General features: G+C 63.9%; 21 protein-coding genes. 11 read left to right on the forward strand and 10 right to left on the reverse strand.

Annotated features, from left to right (window positions below; translation table 11 throughout):
* Positions 1-97: 97 nt before the first annotated feature.
* Complete coding sequence (mutS, locus tag G0D83_RS09960) at positions 98-2,737, forward strand: DNA mismatch repair protein MutS (RefSeq protein ID WP_235958022.1); 2,640 nt, start codon at positions 98-100, stop codon at positions 2,735-2,737.
* Between the two features lie 128 nt (positions 2,738-2,865).
* On the opposite strand, the gene G0D83_RS09965 is transcribed toward mutS, so the two are convergent.
* Positions 2,866-3,420: a nucleotide exchange factor GrpE gene (locus G0D83_RS09965; protein WP_164192852.1), complete on the reverse strand. Its 555-nt coding sequence runs from the start codon at positions 3,418-3,420 to the stop codon at positions 2,866-2,868.
* Positions 3,421-3,429: 9 nt separating this feature from the next.
* Positions 3,430-4,494, reverse strand: coding sequence for a heat-inducible transcriptional repressor HrcA (hrcA, locus tag G0D83_RS09970; protein WP_164192856.1), 1,065 nt, complete (start codon positions 4,492-4,494; stop codon positions 3,430-3,432).
* A 114-nt stretch (positions 4,495-4,608) separates the two neighbouring features.
* Between hrcA and rph the strand changes: the two genes are divergently transcribed.
* The 3 genes from rph to hemW are packed head-to-tail and all read left to right on the forward strand — an operon-like array spanning position 4,609 to position 7,089.
* Positions 4,609-5,319 (forward strand): ribonuclease PH, encoded by a 711-nt coding sequence (rph, locus tag G0D83_RS09975; protein ID WP_108964215.1) that lies wholly within the window; start codon positions 4,609-4,611, stop codon positions 5,317-5,319.
* Entirely contained in the window at positions 5,316-5,939 is a 624-nt protein-coding gene (rdgB, locus tag G0D83_RS09980) for an RdgB/HAM1 family non-canonical purine NTP pyrophosphatase (RefSeq protein ID WP_164192859.1), read from the forward strand. The genes rph and rdgB overlap by 4 nt, the downstream gene beginning before the upstream one ends.
* A complete protein-coding gene (gene hemW / locus G0D83_RS09985) occupies positions 5,932-7,089 on the forward strand; it encodes a radical SAM family heme chaperone HemW (protein ID WP_164192863.1) in 1,158 nt (385 codons plus the stop codon). The genes rdgB and hemW overlap by 8 nt, the downstream gene beginning before the upstream one ends.
* A gap of 242 nt (positions 7,090-7,331) precedes the next feature.
* Here the strand turns inward: hemW and G0D83_RS09990 are convergent, their stop codons facing one another.
* Genes G0D83_RS09990 through rho form a run of 6 tightly spaced genes read right to left on the reverse strand, consistent with a single transcriptional unit; the run spans position 7,332 to position 14,159 of the window.
* Entirely contained in the window at positions 7,332-8,240 is a 909-nt protein-coding gene (locus G0D83_RS09990) for a ParB/RepB/Spo0J family partition protein (protein ID WP_164192866.1), read from the reverse strand.
* A 27-nt stretch (positions 8,241-8,267) separates the two neighbouring features.
* The gene (locus G0D83_RS09995; RefSeq protein WP_108964219.1) at positions 8,268-9,077 is read right to left on the reverse strand and encodes a ParA family protein; all 810 of its coding nucleotides are present in this window, start codon (positions 9,075-9,077) and stop codon (positions 8,268-8,270) included.
* On the reverse strand, positions 9,070-9,690 hold the full coding sequence (rsmG, locus tag G0D83_RS10000; RefSeq protein WP_164192869.1) for a 16S rRNA (guanine(527)-N(7))-methyltransferase RsmG: 621 nt from the start codon (positions 9,688-9,690) through the stop codon (positions 9,070-9,072). The genes G0D83_RS09995 and rsmG overlap by 8 nt, the downstream gene beginning before the upstream one ends.
* Entirely contained in the window at positions 9,687-11,555 is a 1,869-nt protein-coding gene (gene mnmG / locus G0D83_RS10005) for a tRNA uridine-5-carboxymethylaminomethyl(34) synthesis enzyme MnmG (RefSeq protein ID WP_164192872.1), read from the reverse strand. Before mnmG ends, rsmG begins: the two co-directional genes overlap by 4 nt.
* Before the next feature lie 12 nt (positions 11,556-11,567).
* Entirely contained in the window at positions 11,568-12,851 is a 1,284-nt protein-coding gene (gene mnmE / locus G0D83_RS10010; protein WP_164192875.1) for a tRNA uridine-5-carboxymethylaminomethyl(34) synthesis GTPase MnmE, read from the reverse strand.
* A 24-nt stretch (positions 12,852-12,875) separates the two neighbouring features.
* A complete protein-coding gene (gene rho / locus G0D83_RS10015; protein WP_108964223.1) occupies positions 12,876-14,159 on the reverse strand; it encodes a transcription termination factor Rho in 1,284 nt (427 codons plus the stop codon).
* 539 nt (positions 14,160-14,698) lie between these two features.
* Between rho and G0D83_RS10020 the strand changes: the two genes are divergently transcribed.
* Genes G0D83_RS10020 through dnaQ form a run of 4 tightly spaced genes read left to right on the forward strand, consistent with a single transcriptional unit; the run spans position 14,699 to position 17,400 of the window.
* Positions 14,699-15,298, forward strand: a complete 600-nt coding sequence (locus G0D83_RS10020; RefSeq protein ID WP_164192878.1) for a nucleoside triphosphate pyrophosphatase — start codon at positions 14,699-14,701, stop codon at positions 15,296-15,298.
* Positions 15,295-16,125, forward strand: a complete 831-nt coding sequence (locus tag G0D83_RS10025; RefSeq protein ID WP_164192882.1) for a shikimate dehydrogenase — start codon at positions 15,295-15,297, stop codon at positions 16,123-16,125. The genes G0D83_RS10020 and G0D83_RS10025 overlap by 4 nt, the downstream gene beginning before the upstream one ends.
* Entirely contained in the window at positions 16,125-16,715 is a 591-nt protein-coding gene (gene coaE, locus G0D83_RS10030; RefSeq protein ID WP_164192885.1) for a dephospho-CoA kinase, read from the forward strand. Before G0D83_RS10025 ends, coaE begins: the two co-directional genes overlap by 1 nt.
* Positions 16,708-17,400 (forward strand): DNA polymerase III subunit epsilon, encoded by a 693-nt coding sequence (gene dnaQ, locus G0D83_RS10035; protein WP_164192890.1) that lies wholly within the window; start codon positions 16,708-16,710, stop codon positions 17,398-17,400. Before coaE ends, dnaQ begins: the two co-directional genes overlap by 8 nt.
* 22 nt (positions 17,401-17,422) lie before the next feature.
* Here dnaQ and secB read toward each other — a convergent pair whose 3' ends face one another.
* Together secB and G0D83_RS10045 are read right to left on the reverse strand one after the other, a co-directional pair.
* Positions 17,423-17,932, reverse strand: a complete 510-nt coding sequence (gene secB / locus G0D83_RS10040) for a protein-export chaperone SecB (RefSeq protein ID WP_108967451.1) — start codon at positions 17,930-17,932, stop codon at positions 17,423-17,425.
* A 60-nt stretch (positions 17,933-17,992) separates the two neighbouring features.
* Complete coding sequence (locus G0D83_RS10045; RefSeq protein WP_164192893.1) at positions 17,993-18,505, reverse strand: FxsA family protein; 513 nt, start codon at positions 18,503-18,505, stop codon at positions 17,993-17,995.
* A 105-nt stretch (positions 18,506-18,610) separates the two neighbouring features.
* Between G0D83_RS10045 and G0D83_RS10050 the strand changes: the two genes are divergently transcribed.
* The 3 genes from G0D83_RS10050 to G0D83_RS10060 are packed head-to-tail and all read left to right on the forward strand — an operon-like array spanning position 18,611 to position 20,921.
* Positions 18,611-19,270, forward strand: coding sequence for a Tim44/TimA family putative adaptor protein (locus G0D83_RS10050; protein ID WP_164192896.1), 660 nt, complete (start codon positions 18,611-18,613; stop codon positions 19,268-19,270).
* Entirely contained in the window at positions 19,267-20,334 is a 1,068-nt protein-coding gene (locus G0D83_RS10055) for a murein transglycosylase A (RefSeq protein ID WP_164192900.1), read from the forward strand. The genes G0D83_RS10050 and G0D83_RS10055 overlap by 4 nt, the downstream gene beginning before the upstream one ends.
* Positions 20,331-20,921 (forward strand): Smr/MutS family protein, encoded by a 591-nt coding sequence (locus G0D83_RS10060; RefSeq protein WP_164192903.1) that lies wholly within the window; start codon positions 20,331-20,333, stop codon positions 20,919-20,921. Before G0D83_RS10055 ends, G0D83_RS10060 begins: the two co-directional genes overlap by 4 nt.

A 20,921-nucleotide genomic window follows, 5' to 3' on the forward strand; every position in this document is an offset into this window, starting at 1 on the left:
GAAGCCGCGGCTCAACTGCGCTCGATTGGGCGCATTTCGTCTTTCACCGCCCCTGCGCGCTTTGATATGTCTGCCCGAAGCAGCACTGGGGGACTAGATGACGGCAGTCACGCCGATGATGGCGCAATATCTTGAGATCAAGGCGCAATATCCGGATGCGCTCCTTTTCTACCGGATGGGCGACTTCTACGAGATGTTCTTCGACGACGCGGTGGCGGCGTCCGAGGCGCTGGACATCGCGCTGACAAAGCGCGGCAAGCATGCGGGCGACGACATTCCCATGTGCGGCGTGCCCGTCCATGCCGCCGAAGGCTACCTGCTTACGCTGATCCGCAAGGGCTTCCGGGTCGCCGTGGGCGAACAGCTGGAAAGCCCAGCAGAGGCGAAGAAGCGCGGCCACAAGTCGGTGGTGAAGCGCGACGTGGTGCGGCTTGTCACCCCCGGCACCCTCACCGAAGAGTCGCTTCTGGAAGCCCGCCGTCACAACTACCTCGCCGCTCTGGGCCGCATCAGGGACGATTGGGCGCTGGCCTGGACCGACATTTCCACCGGCGCGCTGCACGTCATGCCGCTGAGCCGTGCGCGCATCGGCGCCGAGCTGGCACGGCTGGCCCCCTCCGAGGTTCTGGTCTCGGACAGCACCGACGAAGAGCTGCGCCCGGTGCTGGGCGATCTTGGCATCTATCCCACCGTGCTGGGCGGGGCGTCCTTCGACAGCACCGGCGCCGAAGAGAGACTGAAGCGGCTCTTCGGCGTGCAGACCCTCTCGGGCTTCGGCGCGTTCGAGCGGCCCGAGCTTTCGGCCCTCGGCGCGCTGGTCGACTATCTCGACATCACGCAAAAGGGCCGCCTGCCCCTGCTCCGCCCGCCGCAGCGCGATGCGGTCTCGAACCTGCTGCAGATCGACGCCGCGACCCGGCGGAACCTCGAACTCACGCATTCGATGAACGGCGGCCGCGCGGGCTCGCTGCTCTCGGTGATCGACCGGACGGTGACGCCGGGCGGCGCGCGGCTGCTGGAGAGGCGCGTGTCCTCTCCCTCGCGCAATCTGGAGATGATCGAAGCCCGGCTTCAGGCTCTGGACTGGGCGATGGAGAGCGGTGAGGTGAAGCTTCTGCGCGACAGCCTGCGCAAGGTGCCCGACCTCGACCGCGCGCTCTCGCGGCTTGGTCTCGACCGGGGCGGCCCGCGCGATCTGGCCGCCGTGCGCAATGCGCTGGCGCAGGCCGAGGAGATCGCCGAGACCCTCGATAGAGCCGAATTGCCGCCGCTGCTGCGCGATGCACGTGAAACACTCACCGGCCACGACGAGCTGATCGCCATGCTCGAGGCCGCGCTGATCGCCGAGCCGCCGCTGATGGTGCGCGACGGCGGGTTCATCGCGCCCGGCTATGATGCGCAGCTCGACGAGGCCCGCACCCTGCGCGACCAGGGGCGCGGCGTGATCGCCTCGATGCAGGCGAAATATGCCGAGATGGCCGGGGTGAATTCGCTGAAGATCAAGCACAACAACGTGCTCGGCTACTTCATCGAGACCACCGCGACCCATGCCGAAAAGATGATGTCTGCGCCACTGAACGAGACCTTCATTCACCGCCAGACCACCGCCAATCAGGTGCGCTTCACCACGGTCGAGCTGACCGAGCTGGAAACCCGCATCCTCAACGCCGGAAACGAGGCGCTGGAGATCGAAAAGCGGCTCTATGAAAGCCTGAAAAGCGCCATCCTCGAGCGTGCGCCGCAGGTGTCGGAGACTGGCCTCTCGCTGGCGGAGTTTGACGTGGCGCTGGGGCTCGCCGACCTTGCAAAGGCTCAGAAGTGGGCCCGCCCGCAGGTTGATGACAGCCGCGCCTTCGAGATCGAGGCAGGCCGCCACCCGGTGGTGGAACGCGCCCTGCAGCAACAAGGCGGCGCGCCCTTCATCGCCAATGATTGTGCCTTGAACGCGAATGGCGACGGCGCAGCGGTGACGCTGCTCACCGGCCCGAACATGGCCGGTAAGTCGACCTACCTGCGGCAGAACGCGCTGATCGCGCTGCTGGCGCAGATGGGATCGTATGTCCCTGCGGACCGCGCGCATCTGGGCGTGGTGAGCCAGATCTTCAGCCGCGTCGGAGCCTCGGACGATCTGGCGCGCGGCCGCTCGACCTTCATGGTCGAGATGGTCGAGACCGCCGCGATCCTCAACCAGGCCGACGACCGGGCGCTGGTGATCCTCGACGAGATCGGCCGGGGCACAGCCACCTATGACGGTCTGTCGATCGCCTGGGCGACACTTGAGCATCTGCACGGGGTCAACCGCGTGCGCGGGCTCTTCGCCACGCATTACCACGAGCTGACCCAGCTTGCCGCCAAGCTCGAAGGGGTCGGCAATGCCACCGTCGCGGTGAAAGAATGGGAAGGCGAGGTGATCTTCCTGCACGAGGTGCGCGAGGGTGCCGCCGACCGCTCCTACGGCGTTCAGGTCGCGCAGCTGGCGGGCCTGCCCCGCGCGGTCATCGCCCGCGCCCGCGACGTGCTGAGCGCGCTGGAAGAAGGCGAGCGTGGCCGCACCTCGCCAAAGGCCCTGATCGACGACCTGCCGCTCTTTTCGGCGGCCGCGAAACTAGAGCCTGTTGCGGCGCCGAAGGGCCCTTCCGTGGTCGAAGAGCGGCTCGAGACCCTGCTGCCCGACGAGATGAGCCCGCGCGAGGCGCTGCAAGCGATTTACGATCTGAAGGCTCTGCTCAAGGGGTAAGTGCGTTTCACGTGAATCCTTCCGACAGGCTTGGATTCACGTGAAACCGCCCCAGCGCGCGCGGGGCTGCCGCAAAGAAAAACCCCCGGCCTCGCGACCGGGGGTTTTCCGTTTCAATGCTTGAAAGCTCAGCCCTGCATCGAGCTGACGCCGACCTGCGCCGGGCGCAGCAGGCGGTCGTAGAGCATGAAGCCCTCGGCCGAGACCTGGATGATCTCGCCGGCCTTGGTGCCGGGCACCGGGGCCTCGAACATCGCCTCGTGCATCTTCGGGTCGAACTTGTCGCCGACCTCGGGCTTGATCGTGGTCATCCCGTGCTTGCTGAACACGTTGGTCAGCTCGCGCAGCGTCAGTTCCACACCCTCGATCAGGGCCTCGCCGGCCTCTGCCTCGCGCGCGGCGTTCAGCGCGCGGCTCAGGTTGTCGTAGACCGGAAGCAGGTCACGGGCGAGCTTGGAGCCGCCGTACTGCTGCGCCTCGCGGCGGTCCTTGTCGGCGCGCTTGCGGGCGTTCTCGGCGTCGGCCAGCGCCCGCATGAAGCGGTCCTTGTACTCGTCGCGCTCGGCGCGCAGCGAGTCGAGCTCGATCGCCTCGTTGTCGATCTCTTCCATCTCGTCGGCGAAGGCCTCTGCCTCTGCCGCCTCGATATCGTCGAGGAATTCGTCTTTCTTCGCGTCTGCCATGTCTAACCTCTAGCTCCGCTCGGCAATCAGCCTGCCGACCAGCTGTGCCGTGTAGTCCACGATGGGTACGATCCGCCCGTAGTTGAGCCGCGTGGGTCCGATGACCCCGACCGCACCGATTATCTTTCGATCCGCGTTCATATATGGAGAGACCACCAGAGAGGAACCCGAAAGTGAGAAAAGTTTGTTCTCGGAGCCGATAAAAATCCGCACCCCGTCGCCGGTTTCGGCAAGCTGCAGGAACTCGGCGATATCCCGCTTGCGTTCAAGGTCGTCAAACAGCGAGCGGATGCGGTCCAGCTCTTCGGCCTCGCCCTCCTGACCAAGCAGATTCGACGTACCGCGCACGATCAGCCGGGCGGAGTTGTCTGCATTCTTTTCCCAGGCGGCCATCCCGGTTTCGATCAGCTCGGCGGCCAGCGTGTCGATCTCGCGGCGGCGGGTCGCGATCTGGCGCGAGATCTCGCCGCGCAGCTCCGAGAGCGTCTTGCCCTCGATCAGGGCGTTGAGGAAATTCGCCGCCTCACGCATCGAGCTCGGGGTCTGACCTGCGGGCGGGCGGAACAGGCGGTTCTCGACGTGACCATCGCCGAAGACCAGCACCACCAGCGCCCTGTCATGGCCAAGCGAGACAAACTCGATGTGCTTGACCGGCGCCTCGTGCTTTGGCGTCAGAACCAGGGACGCGCCGTGCGTTACCCCCGAAAGCGCCGCACCGACCCGGTCGAGCAGCCCGCCCATGTCGTCGCCGCCCTGCGTGGTGGTTGCCTCCAGCGCCATCCTGTCGGACGTGTCGAGATCGCGCACCTCGAGCAGCCCGTCGACGAACATGCGCAGGCCCACCTGCGTCGGCACGCGGCCCGCAGAAACATGCGGGCTGTCGAGCAGCCCGAGGTATTCGAGATCCTGCATCACGTTGCGGATCGTCGCCGCCGAGACTTTCTCGGACAGGCTGCGCGTCAGGGTGCGCGAGCCCACCGGTTCGCCCGTCTCGAGATAGGATTCAACCACGCGGCGGAACACCTCGCGCGAGCGATCGTTCATCTCCTCGAGAAGCCGGTTTCCCTCAGTCATGCGCAAACTCCCGCTGTTCAGGGTCATTAAAGGCCCCCTTCCGCAGCCGTCAATCGGGGTTGCGGGACAGCATCAGCCCCAGTATCCCGGCAGCAACCGAGAAGAGAGGCACTCATGAGACCTTCTGGACGAGATTTAAGCGATATGCGCAGCGTTTCAATCGAAACGGGCGTCACGAAACATGCCGAAGGCTCCTGCCTGATCAAGATGGGCGATACCCACGTGCTGTGCACCGCCACGCTCGAGGACCGCGTGCCGCCCTTCGTGAAGGGCAGCGGCCTTGGCTGGGTGACCGCGGAATACGGCATGCTGCCGCGCTCCACCGGCTCGCGCATGCGCCGCGAGGCAACCGCCGGCAAGCAGGGCGGCCGCACCGTCGAGATCCAGCGCCTGATCGGCCGGTCGCTGCGCGCCGGTGTCGACCGCGTCGCGCTCGGCGAGCGCCAGATCACCATCGACTGTGACGTGATCCAGGCCGACGGCGGCACCCGCTGCGCGTCGATCACCGGTGGCTGGGTCGCGCTGCGGCTTGCGGTGAACAAGCTGATGAAAACCGGCGCCATCACCACCGACCCGCTGACCCCGGTCGCGGCGGTGAGCTGCGGCATCTACGCCGGCCAGCCCGTTCTGGACCTCGACTATGCCGAGGACAGCGAGGCAGGCGTCGACGGCAACTTCATCCTGCGCGGCGACGGCCAGCTGATCGAAGTTCAGATGTCGGCAGAGGGCGCGACCTTCAGCCGTGACCAGATGAACAAGCTGATGGATCTGGCCGAGGCCGGTGTCTCGCAGCTGGTCGAAGCACAGCTGGCGGCCTGCAAATGAGCCGGGTGTTCAGCGACAAGAAACTGCTGGTCGCGACCCATAACGCGGGCAAGCTCGAGGAGATCACCGAGCTGCTCGCGCCTTACGGGGTCGAAGTGGTGGGCGCGAAGGAGATGAACCTTCCCGAACCCGAGGAAACCGGCACCACCTTTGTCGAGAATGCCCGCATCAAGGCCCATGCCGCCGCCAAGGCCACTGGCCTTCCGGCGCTGGCAGACGACAGCGGCATCTCGGTCGACGCGCTGGACGGCGCCCCCGGTGTCTATACCGCCGATTGGGCCGAAACCCCCAATGGTCGAGACTTCATCATGGCGATGGGCAAGACCCATGACGCCCTGCTGAAGACCGGCGCCGAACAGCCCTGGACCGCGCGCTTCAACTGCACGCTGGTGCTTGCCTGGCCCGATGGCACCGACGCCGTCTTCCCCGGCGTGATGGAGGGCAAGGTCGTCTGGCCGATGCGCGGCGACAATGGCCACGGCTACGACCCGATCTTCCAGCCCGAGGGCTTTGACATCACCTTCGCCGAGATGACCAGCGACGAGAAGAACCGCATCAGCCACCGCGCCGATGCCTTCGCCAAGTTCGTGAAGGGCTGCTTTGCCAGGGACGATGCCTGAGACGTGGCGTGAAGGAGGCTTTGGCCTCTACGTGCATTGGCCTTTCTGCGAGGCCAAATGCCCCTACTGCGACTTCAACAGCCATGTCGTTCGGTCGATCGACCAGACCCGCTGGGCAGACGCACTCAGCTCCGAGGTCCGCCGCTACGGCGAGATGACCTCGGGCCGCATCCTCAACTCCATCTACTTCGGCGGCGGCACGCCCTCTCTCATGGAGCCCGCGACGGTTCAGGCCGTTCTGGACGCCGCGAAAGAGCATTGGACCTGGGCCAATGACATCGAGATCACGCTCGAGGCGAACCCGCGTTCCGTCGAGGTCTCGAAGTTCGAGGGCTTCCGCGAAGCGGGCGTAAACAGGGTCTCCATGGGCATTCAGAGCCTGCGGCCGGACGATCTGCGCCGACTTGGGCGGCTGCATGACGTGGGTGAGGCCATCGCCGCGCTGGAGACCGCCAAGTCGGTTTTCGAAAGGGTCAATTTCGATCTGATCTACGCGCGCGAGAACCAGACCCTGCAAGGCTGGGAAACCGAGCTGCGCGAGGCGCTCGATCTCGCCGCCGACCATCTGTCGCTTTACCAGCTGACCATCGAGGAAGGCACGATGTTCTGGGAACGCGCGCAGCGCGGCCAGATGAAGAAGCTGCCCGACGAGGATCTCGCCGCGGACATGTTCCTCGCCACGCAGGAAATCACTTCGAAAGCGGGCTATGCGCCTTACGAAGTGTCGAACCACGCCCTGCCCGGCGCGCAGTCGCGGCACAATCTCGTCTATTGGCGCGGCGGCGATTACGTCGGCGTTGGCCCCGGTGCCCACGGGCGTGTCACAGTGAACGCCACGCGCCACGCGACCGAGGCCTGGAAAATGCCCGGCGCCTGGATCGAAAAGGCTGAAGCTGGACGCGCGGACAGTGTTTTCGACCCTCTATCTACTGAGGACATCATGACAGAATTTGTCATGATGGGTCTGCGCCTGAGTGAAGGGATCTCCCTCTCGCGCCTTGCCGAGATCTCGCCCAAGCCCCTGCCCGCGCACAAGCTGACCGAGCTTCGGCAACTGGGCCTGATCTGGCGCGACGGCGACCTCATCGGCGCGACGACCGAGGGCCGACTGGTGCTCAACGGCGTGATCTCAGAGCTTCTGACCAACTGACGCCTCGCCGTTTCATGTGAAACGTTACCCACAGGATCCAGCCGGATCCTGTGGAGATCTCTCGGCGTCTTGAGACACGGAAAACAACAAGGCCGAGCCACTTAGGGCTCGGCCTTCATTTTTGAACCCGATCCAACGGATCCGGTCAGATCTGGTGAACAAACGCGCCGTCCGAGGCCTACGCTTTTTGCTTCATGTGAAGACTCTCGAGATCCTTCCACAGGATCTTGTGGAGAGATCTCTCAGCGCGCGGCGCTCAGGATGGCACAGAGCTTGTCCAGTTCCTCGAAGCTCTCATAGCTGACCACTAGCTTCCCGCTCTCCGCCCCCGGGGCGTTCTGGATCGCGACCTTCATCCCGAGCGCTGCCGAGAGATCCCCCTCGAGCGCCCGCGTGTCCGCGTCCTTCTGCGGCCCGCCAAAGCCATTCAGGCCCTGTTTCGGGGCTTTCTGTGTCTGCGGCTTGGCGAGCTGCTCCGCCTGGCGAACCGACAGCTTGCGCCGAACGATCTCTTTCGCGAGCTCTTCGGGGTTCTCCGAGGTGATCAAGGTGCGCGCGTGGCCCGCGGTCAGCTCGCCGTCGACCACCATGGTCTGCACCGACTCCGGCAGGTTCAGCAATCGCAGCAGGTTCGCAATATGGCTCCGGCTCTTCCCCAGCGCCTCGGCGATCTTTTCCTGGGTATGGCCAAAGCGGTTCATCAACTGCTTGTAGCCCGCCGCCTCTTCGATGGCGTTGAGATCCGCGCGCTGGATGTTCTCGATGATCGCGACCTCGAGCACCTCGATGTCGTCGAAGTCTCGAACCAGCGCCGGCACCTCGTGCAGCTGCGCCATCTGCGCGGCGCGCCAACGGCGTTCGCCCGCGACGATCTCGAACTCACCCTCGGCGCCGGGCCGCGGTCGCACGATAATCGGTTGGATGATCCCCTTGGCCCGGATCGACTCCGAGAGCTCGTTCAGCTGATCCGGTGTGAAGGTCCGGCGCGGCTGGTCCTTGTTCGGGAAAAGCTTCTCGATCGGAATCATCCGATCAGGCTGGCGCGGCGACGCCTCTTCCTCGGGGATCACCGCGGGCCGTACATCCACATCCGACATCAGAGCCGACAGCCCTCGCCCGAGTCCCCGACGCATTTCGCGCTTCTCTGCCATAACTGCCCTCTCGTCTCGAATTTTCTCTTATGCCGCCATCTGCGCATTGTTGCGCAGCAGCTCGTCGGCCAGCGCCCGATAGGCCAGCGCGCCCTTGGAATTCGTGTCATAGGTCAGCACCGGGCAAGCATAGGACGGCGCCTCGCTGACCCTCACGTTGCGCGGGATCACCGTGTTGAACACCAGATCGCCGAGGTTGGCGCGCGCATCTTCCTCGACCATGCGCGACAGGTTGTTGCGCGCGTCGAACATGGTCAACACCACGCCCTCAATCCGCAGCTCCGGGTTGGCGCTTTGGCGCACTTCGCGGATCGTCAACATCAGCTGCGACAGACCCTCGAGCGCGAAAAACTCGCTCTGAAGCGGCACCAGGATCGAATGCGCGGCAACCATCGCGTTGACCGTCAGCAGGTTCAGCGACGGCGGGCAGTCGATCAGGATGAAGTCGAACCCGAACTGGGCCATCTCGGCCTGCCGCAGCGCGTCATGCAACAGGAAGCTGCGCTTCTCGTTCGCCACAAGCTCGATATCGGCCGAAGCGAGATCCACCGTCGCTGGGATAAGTCTCAGATTCGCGGTTTCGGTTTCGAGGATCATGTCAGACAGCGGCGCATCCTCGAGCAGAAGCTCGTAGGCGGTGTATTCCCGCGCCTCAGGCTCGATTCCAAGCCCCGTCGACGAGTTCCCCTGCGGGTCAAGATCGACGATCAACACTTTCAGACCGCGCTCTGCCAGCGCCGCGCCAAGGTTGATCGTGGTCGTGGTCTTGCCCACGCCCCCCTTCTGGTTGGCAATGGCAACGATCTTGGCCGCGCCGGGCCGGAAGGTATCAGACATGAGTCAGAGCTCCGATTTGCAAGACAACCGCGTGAGGATCGGTAAGACTAGTATGCCGTTCCAGATCAAACTGCCACATCTTGCGTGCCTCTGCGATTTCTTTTTCGGCTTGGGCCCCCTTGGGAAAGAGAGCGCTGCCGTTCTTGCACATATGGAGGTCGGCAAAGCCAAGAAGTTTGTCGAGCGAAGCCAGCGCGCGGGCGCTCAGCAGATCCGCGCCGAGCGGAGGAATTTCCTCGATTCTGCGGGCCTCGACGGTGGCCTCGACCCCGGTCTCGCGAAGAACGGTGCGCAGGAAAGCGCATTTCCTCTGATCGCTCTCGACCAGCGTCACCGTCATTCCAGGTGCAAATTCATCGCGCAGGATGGCGATGACCAGTCCAGGAAAGCCACCACCAGCGCCCAAGTCCGCCCAGTGCTGGGGATATTCCTGTGGAATACCCCAGATTTGCGCAGAATCCACGATGTGCCGCGTCCAGGCTTCCGCCAAGGTTGACGGCGAGACGAGGTTGATCTTGGGGTTCCACTTCTTCAGAAGATCCGTGTAGTGGTCGAGGCGATCCCATGTTTCACGTGAAACACTGAGCCCGCCCCCGAGGTCCAATTCCCTCATGCGCTACGCGCCTTGTCGTTCCGACGCAACCGGATGAGCAGGAGCGAGAGGGCTGCAGGCGTCATCCCGTCAACTTTCGCCGCCTGCGCCAGGGTGGAGGGCTTCGCGCGCGCCAGCTTCTGTTTCAGCTCGGTCGAAAGGCCTTCGATGGTCGAAAAATCGAAGTCCGCCGGGACCTGGTAGGTCTCATCCCGTTTCAACGCTTCCACATCGCGCTTCTGCCGGTCAATGTAGTTGGCGTAGAGGGCATCCTTTGCAAGCTGCTCCCCGATGTCGCCATTGATGGCCGACAGATCCGGCACATGCGCGCGCAAGAACTCCATCGAAATATCCGGGTACGAGAGGAGTTGGAACAAGCTGCGTCGCGCGCCGTCTGCATTCATCTTCAGCCCCAGGTCGGCCAACTCACGCGGGGTCATGGTGATTTCAGTCAGCAGCCCCCTACCCTGTTCGAGCTTTTCAGCCTTCTCCAGGAAAGCCGCCTTGCGCTCTTGCGAGACACAGCCAAGCTGCATCGCCATGGGCGTCAGACGTTGGTCGGCATTGTCTGCGCGGAGCGAGAGGCGGAACTCGGCCCGCGATGTGAACATGCGATAGGGCTCCGTCACCCCGCGAGACGTGAGATCGTCAATCATCACGCCGATGTAGCTTTCGGCGCGGCTGAAGGTGATTTCTTCCCGATCAAGGCTCTGCGCGGCCGCGTTCAGACCCGCGACCAAACCCTGGGCTGCGGCCTCCTCGTAGCCCGTGGTGCCGTTGATCTGCCCTGCGAGGTAGAGCCCCGAGCAGGATTTGACCGAAAGCCGCAGATCAAGCGCCCGGGGATCGACGAAATCATACTCGATGGCGTATCCGGGCTGAAGGATCCTTGCCTCTTCGAGACCGACGATGGAGTGGACATAGGCCTCCTGCACGTCTTCAGGCAGCGACGTCGAGATCCCGTTCGGATAGACCGTGTGGTCGTCAAGTCCCTCTGGTTCAAGGAAAATCTGATGAGAGTCCTTATCCGCGAAGCGCACGATCTTGTCCTCGATCGACGGGCAGTAGCGCGGGCCAATCCCCTCGATATGGCCACCATACATGGCGGACCGCGAAAGATTGTCGCGGATCAGCTGGTGCGTGCGCGCGTTTGTATGGGTGATCCCGCAGGATATTTGCCGCACGAAGGGCTTCTTCGACAGAAACGAGAACATCGCCGGATCATCGTCACCGGGCTGGCTGTCGAGACGATCCCAATTGATCGTTCGGCCGTCGAGACGCGGCGGCGTTCCAGTCTTCAGACGACCCAGCAGCAGCGCAATTTCATCAAGACGCTCTGCCAATTTTACGGCCGGCTTGTCGCCCATGCGGCCGCCGGGACGCTTCTGATCGCCGATGTGGATAACACCGCGCAGGAACGTGCCCGTGGTCAGCACCACGGCGCCGGATCTGAGCTCGGATCCGTCGGCAAGGAGCACGCCTTGAACGAGATCTCCCGTCTTCAGAAGATCCGTGACCTCCCCTTCCACGATGGAAAGATTCGGTGCGGCTTCCATCTCGCGCAGCATGGCGTCGCGGTAGAGCTTCCTGTCCGCCTGGGTACGCGGCCCCTGCACCGCTGGGCCTTTGCGGCGGTTCAAAAGGCGGAACTGGATGCCCGCACGGTCAGCGACGCGGCCCATGACACCATCCATGGCGTCGATTTCGCGCACCAAATGGCCTTTTCCGAGGCCGCCGATGGCCGGATTGCACGACATGACCCCAATCCCGCCTCGGGTCAGGGTGACAAGCGCCGTCTTTGCGCCCATTCGCGCCGAAGCCGCTGCGGCCTCGGTGCCTGCATGTCCGCCGCCAACGACGACGACGTCGAAATCGAGTTGTTTCACGTGAAACACTCCTTACTTACCCAGGCAGAAGCTCGAGAAGATCTTGTCCAGCAGATTTTCCACATCGACGCGCCCGATCAAGGCCTCAAGGCGTCGAATCGCGACCCGGACTTCCTCCGCAGCGATATCGTACCGCTCGGGTCCAAAATCAAGCAATTCCAGCGCGGTTTTGAGCGCATCGGCGCCTTCCTGGAAGGCAATTCGATGTCGCTCCCGCGTCGCGAGGCCGCTGGATTGAACGCGCTCGGAAAGCGTGCCGCCAATTTCGGAAATCAGCGCCTCGATCCCCTGCCCGGTGGCGGCGGAAATCGCCTGCGCGTCGCCAGAGAGATCTCCCTTTGAGCGGCGGACGATGTCGCCCTCACGCGGGAAGACATCCAGCGTCTCGTCGGCCTCCAAAAGAAAGACCCGCAGGTCCGCCAGTTCGGCGCGATCGCGGGCGCGCTGAATGCCGATTTTCTCGACCGGATCTGCCGCCTCGCGCAAACCAGCCGTATCAAGAAGCGTCACCGGGAGGCCGGCAATTTCCATGCGGACCTCGATGACATCACGGGTGGTGCCCGCGTGTTCCGAGGTTATCGCAGCGTCACGTCCCGCCAAGGCATTGAGAAGAGTTGATTTTCCGACATTCGGCCGCCCAATGATCGCGACCTCGAAGCCGGACCTGATACGTTCCGCCGCGTCAACGCCCGCGAGCTCACGCTCGAGTTCGCCTTTCACCTCGATCAGCGCCGAGCGCACATCGTCGCTGACGTCGACCGGAACCTCTTCATCGGCGAAATCTATCGTCACCTCGAGCAGAGAGGCGGCGAAGATCAGTTCCTCGCGCCAGATCTCAACCTTCTGGGCGAGGGCACCGGCGAAAATGGTCATCGCCTGGGTCCGCTGGCTTTCTGTCTCGGCCTCAATCAGATCCGCCAGCGCCTCGACTTGGGTCAGGTCCAACCGGTCGTGTTCCAGCGCCCGGCGCGTGAATTCGCCCGGTTCAGCCTGGCGAATCCCCTCCATGGCGGCAAGTTCACGAAGAACCGCGCGCAGGATGGCGATGCTGCCGTGCAGGTGAAACTCGACGACCTGATCGCCGGTGAAACTCTTTCCTGCCTCGAACGTCAGGACCAGCGCTTCGTCGAGCACCTGCCCTGCCCCGTCGGTCAGCTTGCGCAGCGCGCTGCGGCGCGGCGCTGGCACATCGCCGCAAAGACGAGAACAGGCGTCCCATGCGGAGGGTCCGGAAACCCTCACCACGGAAACGCCTGCTTTGCCGACCGCGCTGGCAAGTGCGAAGATCGTATCCATCCCCGCCTCCTTTGCGGTTTATGTTTAGCTGTTCATCGAGTCGAAAAACTCGCCATTGGTCTTCGTCTGCTTGAGCTTGGAGAGCAGGAATTCGACGGCGTCGGTCGTGCCCATCGGGTTGAGGATCCGGCGCAGCACGAAGGTCTTCTGCAGGTCGACCTTGTCGGTGAGCAGATCCTCTTTCCGGGTGCCCGACTTGAGAATGTCGATCGCCGGGAAGACGCGCTTGTCTGCAACCTTGCGGTCGAGCACGATCTCCGAGTTACCCGTGCCCTTGAACTCTTCGAAGATCACCTCGTCCATGCGCGAGCCAGTGTCGATCAGCGCGGTCGCGATGATGGTGAGCGAGCCACCCTCTTCGATGTTCCGCGCGGCACCAAAGAAACGCTTCGGACGCTGCAGCGCGTTCGCATCGACACCGCCGGTCAGGACTTTGCCCGACGACGGCACGACGGTGTTGAACGCCCTACCAAGTCTTGTGATCGAGTCGAGAAGGATCACAACATCTCGTTTATGTTCGACGAGACGCTTGGCCTTTTCAATGACCATCTCCGAGACGGCCACGTGACGGGTCGCCGGCTCGTCGAAGGTCGAGGAGACGACCTCGCCCTTCACCGAGCGCTGCATGTCGGTGACTTCCTCGGGGCGTTCGTCGATCAGCAGGACGATGAGGTAGCACTCGGGGTGGTTCTTCTCGATCGAGTTGGCGATGTTCTGCAGCAGCACCGTCTTACCGGTCCGCGGCGGCGCGACGATGAGCGAACGCTGACCCTTGCCGATGGGCGCGACCAGGTCGATGATCCGGGCCGACTTGTCCTTGATCGTCGGATCCTCGACTTCCATTTTCAGGCGCTCGTCAGGATAGAGCGGCGTCAGGTTGTCGAAGGCGATCTTGTGACGGGCGCGGTCCGGATCCTCGAAGTTGATCGCCGAGACGTCGACCAGCGCGAAGTAGCGCTCTTCGTTGTCGGGCGCACGGATCTCGCCTTCGATGGTGTCGCCGGTGCGCAGCGAGTATTTCCGGATCATGTCGGGCGAGACATAGATGTCATCGGGGCCCGGCAGGTAGTTCGCCTCGGGCGAACGCAGGAAGCCGAAGCCATCCTGCAGCACTTCGAGAACGCCATCTCCGAAGATGGTCCAGCCTTCGTCCGCGCGCTCGCGCAGGATCTGGAACATCATCTCGCCCTTGCGCATCGTCGATGCGTTCTCGATCTCGAGCTCCTCGGCCATCGCCAGGAGATCCTTCGGGCTCTGCGCCTTGAGATCGGACAGGTTCAGACGCTCGACGATATCGGCATCAGTCATGAATTCCTCCGGGCCGCGATCGGCCGTCGTTTCGCAGCTATCTGCGTGTGTCTTTTGGGAAGGTCCCACCAGAACAGGTGTTGAGAAGATGCCTATCCCCTCCCCCGGTCGAAGTCAATTCCCGGAGCGGTTCGGTGCCAGCCCGCCTGGATTTCAAAAAATTAAATAAAGAAAAGAAGAGATGATTTTGATTATAGGTAACCCGAGTCCGGTGGATCAAATGTTTCACGGAGCTCTGTCCACGGCGGATCCTTCTGTGGATAGATCTGCGGAGATCTGTCGGATCTGCTTTGGGTGAAACTATGTTTGGATCATATAAATAAGCCCTTATAGCGCGTGATACCCCATTGTGGACAGATCTTGGAGAGATCCGTCCGGATCCGGTTCTCCACAGCGGGGAGTTATCCAAACCCACAGACTCAGGAATCACCGCGACTCGACGTGAGCCTGAAGAGATCTCCCCAGCCTTGAAACCGGGGGCGATTTTCCCCAGAAGCTTCCCCTGACAAAGGCCCAAGTCTGCGAACAGGTTTATCCCCATGAGTCTTCCGCTCGTCCTCGCCTCCGGCTCCCAGATCCGCGCCGAAATGCTGCGCGCCGCCGGCGTTCCGTTCGGAATCGAAGTGGCGCGCGTCGATGAATCCTCGATTCGCGATTCGCTTCTGGCGGAGGGCGCCGCGCCGCGCGACGTGGCGGACGCGCTGGCCGAGTATAAGGCGCGCAAGGTGTCGGCCCGCGTCCCCGGCGCGCTGGTGCTTGGCTGCGACCAGGTGCTGAGCTGCAACGGCAAGCTCTATTCCAAGCCAGAAAGCCCCGAAGAGGCCCGTGCCCAGCTCCTGGAGCTGCGCGACCAGCGGCTGCAGCTTCTGTCGGCGGCGGTCATCTACGAGGCTGGCGAGCCGGTCTGGCGTCACGTCGGCGTTGCACGTCTCAAGATGCGGGCTTTCTCGGAAGCCTATCTTGATGACTATATAGAGAGAAACTGGGAGAGCCTGCGCACGTCCGTGGGTGGTTTCAAGCTGGAGGAGGAAGGCGTGCGACTGTTTGCGAGTATCGAGGGAAGCCATTTCACCATTCTGGGGCTGCCGCTGCTGGAGCTTCTGGGCTTTCTGGAAGTGCGCGGGGTGATTGCCGGATGAGCGGCGAGCGGATCCCTCTTGCGGGTGTCATCGGCTCACCCATCGCGCATTCCCGCTCTCCTCGGCTGCATGGACACTGGCTGAAGAGCTACGGGCTTTCCGGGCACTACATCCCGATGGACGTGCCCGCAGCGAAGCTGGAAGAAACGCTGCGCCTGCTGCCCGAGATCGGCTTTGTCGGGGTGAACATCACCATTCCGCACAAGGAGCGGGTGATGGAGATCGCCGACATGGTCTCGGACCGGGCGACGCTTATCGGTGCGGCGAACACGCTGACCTTTCGCGAGGGCGGCAAGATCTACGCCGACAACACCGATGGCTACGGCTTTCTCGAGAACCTCAAGCAGGGCGCTCCCGACTGGCGCGCCACTGCCGGCCCGGCGGTGGTGCTGGGCGCGGGCGGTGCCTCGCGCGCGGTGATCACCGCGCTGCTCGAGGCCGGGGTGCCGGAAATCTATCTCAGCAACCGTACGCGGCTGCGCGCCGAGAAGCTGCGCGAGGACTTCGGTCAGCGTATCCATGTCATCGACTGGGTGCATGCGGGAAACGTGCTGGAAGAGGCGAACACGGTGGTCAACACCAGCTCGCTCGGCATGGTCGGCAAGCCCGAGCTGCGGGTGCCTCTGGACGGGCTGCGGCCCGGCACGCTGGTGACCGACATCGTCTACACGCCGCTGGAGACCCGCCTGCTGCGTATCGGCCGCGAGCTGGGCTGCACCTGCGTCGACGGCCTGGGCATGCTGCTGCACCAGGCGGTGCCGGGCTTCGAGCGCTGGTTCGGCAAACGCCCGGTGGTGGATCAGGCGACCCGCGACGCGGTGCTCTGATGCGGTTCAGGCTCGGTCTCACCGGATCCATCGGCATGGGGAAGTCGCAGACCGCAGGCTTCTTTGCCGAGGCGGGCTGTCCGGTCTGGGACGCCGATGCGGCGGTCCATAGGCTCTATGCTGCGGGCGGCGCGGCGGTCGCTGCCATCGGTGCGGCCTTCCCGCAGGCCATCGTCGATGGCGCGGTTTCACGTGAGACCCTGCGCGAGGTCATTGCGGCGGATCGCACGGCGCTGAAGCGCCTCGAGTCCATCGTGCACCCGCTGGTGCGAGCCGATCGTGCAGAGTTCGACAGAACACACCCCGAGGCCATCGGCGTCTTCGACATCCCCCTGCTCTACGAGACCGGATCCGAGACCGAGTTCGACGCGGTGGCCTGTGTCACCATTCCCGAAGACATCCAGCGCGACCGGGTTCTGGCGCGGGGCACGATGAGCGCGGAGGATCTCGATCGCATCCTCGCCCGCCAGATGCCCAATGCCGAGAAATGCGCCCGCGCGGATTTTGTCATCACAACGGACACGCTGGACCATGCCCGCGCGCAGGTTCAGGCTGTTCTGAAAGAAATCGAAAGGCGGATCGATGCGTGAGATCGTTCTCGACACCGAAACCACCGGCTTCGAGCCGGAACAGGGCGACCGCATCGTCGAGATCGGCGCGGTCGAGCTCTACAACCACGTGCCGACGGGCAAGGTCTATCACCAGTACATCAACCCCGAGCGCGCGATGCCGCAGGAGGCTTTCGAGGTGCACGGGCTGGGCGACGACTTCCTGCGCGACAAGCCGGTCTTCGCCAAGATCGTCGACGAGTTCATCGCCTTTATCGGTACGGACGCCAAGCTGGTGATCCACAACGCCAGCTTCGACGTGAAATTTCTCAATGCAGAATTGAAGTGGGCGAACCGTCCGCAACTTCCAAAGGATTGCGCCATCGACACGCTGATGATCGCGCGCAAGAAGTTCCCCGGCTCGCCCGCGTCACTGGACGCGCTCTGCCGCCGTTTCGGCATCGACAACTCCAGCCGGACGCTGCACGGGGCACTGCTCGACAGCGAGATCCTTGCGGAAGTCTATCTGGAACTGATCGGCGGCAAGCAACCGGACCTGGTGCTGGCGCCGGTGTCCTCTGGCCGCAACAGCGCGGGAGGCGAAGAGGAATGGCGACCGTCCCGGCGGCCCGTGGCCCTGCCTTCGCGCATCACCGAGGAAGAAAAGGCGGCTCACGCCGCCTTTGTCGAAAAACTCGGAGAAAAGGCGCTCTGGTCGCGGGGCTGAAGCCCCGCCACCTCGCAAGCGCTCAGGCGTCGAGCTTGCGCTCTTCGCCGGCCGCGGCAGTTGCCTGCTGACGGCGCGCGATCTCGTTGCGGTACAGCGCGACGAAGTCGATCGTCTCGAGGTTCAGCGGCGGGAAGCCACCGTCGCGGGTCACATCCGACACGATGCGGCGCACGAAGGGGAAGAGCATGCGCGGGCATTCGATCAGCAGGAACGGGTGCAGCTGCTCTTGCGGGACGCCTTCGATGTTGAACACGCCGGCGTAGTCCAGCTCGAGGATGAACAGCATGTCGCCGGTCGCCTTCGACTTGGACTCGACCTTCAGCTTCAGAACGACTTCGTACTGGTTGTCGGCCGAGCGCTTCTTGGCATCGAGGTTCACCTGCACCTGAACGTCGGGCTGGACCTCACCGGTCACGCCCTTCTGCGCAAGGATGTTCTCGAAGCTCATGTCGCGCACGAACTGCGCGAGTACGTTCATCTTGACCGCTGCCGGGGACTGCTGCGCGTCTGCCGCGCCGTTTTCGCTGATTTCAGCCATGGAAAGCTCCTGTTGGATTTTGTTTCCGAATAGCAGCCCCGGGGAAACGGCTCAATGCTTAGTCCAACCTGACCCTGGGTGATTGGGGCGCTTTGAGCCGGGAATCTCGGTAAATTCCCCCTCGATCACGTCATCTTGTGTCTGCGGGCCGGGGCGATAGGGCTCGGTCTGCGGGCGCGGGCCGCTCTGGGGATGCCCGCCCATCTCGAAACGCTGCACCTTGATGCGGCTCGAGATGAAACGCATCACCGCGTCCCGCACCGCTGGGATCAGCAGCGCGAAACCGCAGGCGTCAGTGAAGAAGCCGGGCGTGAGCAGAAGCGCGCCGGAAAACAGGATCATCGCGCCATGCGCCAGCGGTCGGGTCGGATCCTGAAGCCGAGAGAAAGAGCTCTGCAGATCCGACAGCGCCCGAAGACCCTCGCGCCGCACCAGAGCCGTGCCGAGGATGGCGGTCACCACCACGATCAGCAGCGTCGGCCACAGGCCGATCAGCCCTCCGACCTGGATGAACAGCGTGATCTCGATGAGCGGCACCGCGACGAATGCCAGAAATAGCCACATGGCCTCACTCCTTTTCCGTGGGTGCGCACTGGTAGACTTGGCGCTGCCCAGTGCCTACATAGGAATGCAACACCAGATTTTCCATGTTTTGCCCAAGAGGTGCCGATGAATATGCCGATCGTCCAGCTGCTGGTACTTGCCGCGATCGCGATCTTTCTGATCCTGCGTCTGCGGAGCGTGCTGGGCACACGCGACGGGTTCGAGAAGCCGCCCGTGCAGGCACCGTCCCGCCGTGACGACAGCCGTCGCGACTTCGAGGTGATCGAGGGCGGGCCTGACCACGACATCATCGACCATGCCCCCGAGGGCAGCCCCTCGGCCAAGGCGCTGGCCAAAATGAAGGCGGTCGACCCAAGCTTCAACGTGGGCGAGTTCCTCGGTGGCGCGCGCGGTGCCTACGAGATGATCCTCATGGGATTCGAGCGCGGAGATGTGGAAGAGCTCAAGCCCTTCCTCGCCGAGGATGTGTATGAGAGCTTTGCCGAAGTGGTCGAGCACCGCCGCCAGCAAGGCCTGACCATCGAGGCCGAATTCGTCGGCGTGCGCGAGATGTCCCTTGTCGAGGCGGCCTTTGACGAAGTCTCCAAGCTGGCCGAGATCACCGTGCGCTACACCGGCGAATTGACCTCGGTTGTGAAGGATGCCTCGGGCACCGTGATCGAGGGCAGCCCGACATCGGTAAAACGTCAGAAGGATGTCTGGACCTACGCCCGCAACATGGGTAGCGACGATCCCAACTGGCAGCTGGTCGCGACCGACGAATGAGGCGCGCGATCCGGGCGGCCGTGCTGACAGGAGCAATACTGGCAGGGACCATGGCCGCTGCGGAAAGCGACACCAACTACGAGATCCTGAGCTTCGGCGATCTCGACGGATGGGCGACGGATGATCATTCCGCCGCCCTTTCGGTTTTTCTGAACACCTGCGGCGATATGACCGACCCCGACTGGCGGTCGCTCTGCGCACTCGCGCGGGATGCCGGGGATGCCCGCGAGTTCTTCGAGCTGTTCTTCCGCCCGGTGATGATCACCGGCGCGCCGGAAGATGCCGAGGAAGGCACCGGCGGGCTCTTCACCGGTTATTTCGAGCCGGAGATAGACGGTTCCCTGCAGCGTGATCCGCTCCACACCCACCCGGTCTACCGCCTGCCGCCCGAGATCGCCGAGACCGAAGGTCCGTGGCTGACCCGGCGCGATATTCTCACCGGCGACGTCCTGCAGGGCCGCGGGCTCGAGATCGCCTGGGTCGCCGACCCCGTCGAGCTTTTCTTCCTGCAGGTGCAGGGCTCGGGCCGCATCCGCCTGCCCGACGGGCAGCACCTCAGGGTCGGCTACGGCGGCGCCAACGGTCATCCCTACCGCTCGATCGGCAAGGAGCTGGTGGCGCGCGGCATTTTCAGCCTGCACGAGGTCTCGGCACAGGTCATCAAGTCCTGGGTGCGCGACAATCCCGAGGACGGGGCCGAGCTGCTGATGCACAACCCCTCCTACGTCTTCTTCCGCGAGGTGAACGAGGTGCCCGCCGAGCTCGGCCCGCTTGGGGCGATGAACCGTTCGATCACGCCGCTGCGCTCGATTGCCGTGGATCCTGCCTACGTGCCTCTTGGCGCGCCGGTGTGGATCGAGAAAGCGGGCGCCGAGCCCCTGCACCGGCTGATGATCGCGCAGGACACCGGTTCCGCCATCAAGGGTCCGCAGCGTGCCGATGTCTTCATGGGCACCGGCGACGCGGCCGGGCGCAAGGCCGGCACGATGAAGGATCCGGGCCGTCTGGTGGTGCTCCTGCCGATCCAGCGCGCCTATGCGCTGTTGCCGGAGTCGGTGCTGTGAGCCGCCGCAAGCTGCGTCCGGACGAGCTTGAGCTCTGGCAGCTTGTCGCGCGCAGCGCCGAGAAGCTGCCGGGCCGAAAGATGGCCCCCGAAACCCCTGCCCCCAAGCCCGCGAAGCTGCGCAAGCCGATAGTGCCCCGCGACCCGGTGCATAATTTCGCGCTCGGGACCCGCGCGCCGACCCCGCAGGAGCGGCACGACTTCTTCGCCTCGACCTCGGACCGGCTGGCGCAGGACCCGGTGCGCATGGATGCCAAGGCCTTTGGCCGGCTCAAGCGCGGCAAGCTGCAGCCCGAGGCGCGGATCGACCTGCACGGCATGACGCTGGACCAGGCGCACCGCGAGCTGGCGGGCTTCATCCTCGGCACGCAGATGCGCGGCTTCCGGCTGGTTCTGGTGATCACCGGCAAGGGGATGCGCGAGGATCCGCACGACCCCATGCCGCGCCGCCGCGGCGTTCTTAAGACCCAGGTGCCGCAATGGCTGCGGATGCCGCCGCTCTCGGCCTGCGTGCTGCAGGTCTCGGAGGCGCATATCAAGCACGGCGGCGGCGGAGCCTATTACGTCTATCTCAAGAAACGGCGCTGA

It is taken from the genome of Salipiger sp. PrR003 (assembly GCF_010500785.1).
GTDB classification, from domain to species: domain Bacteria; phylum Pseudomonadota; class Alphaproteobacteria; order Rhodobacterales; family Rhodobacteraceae; genus Salipiger; species Salipiger pacificus_A.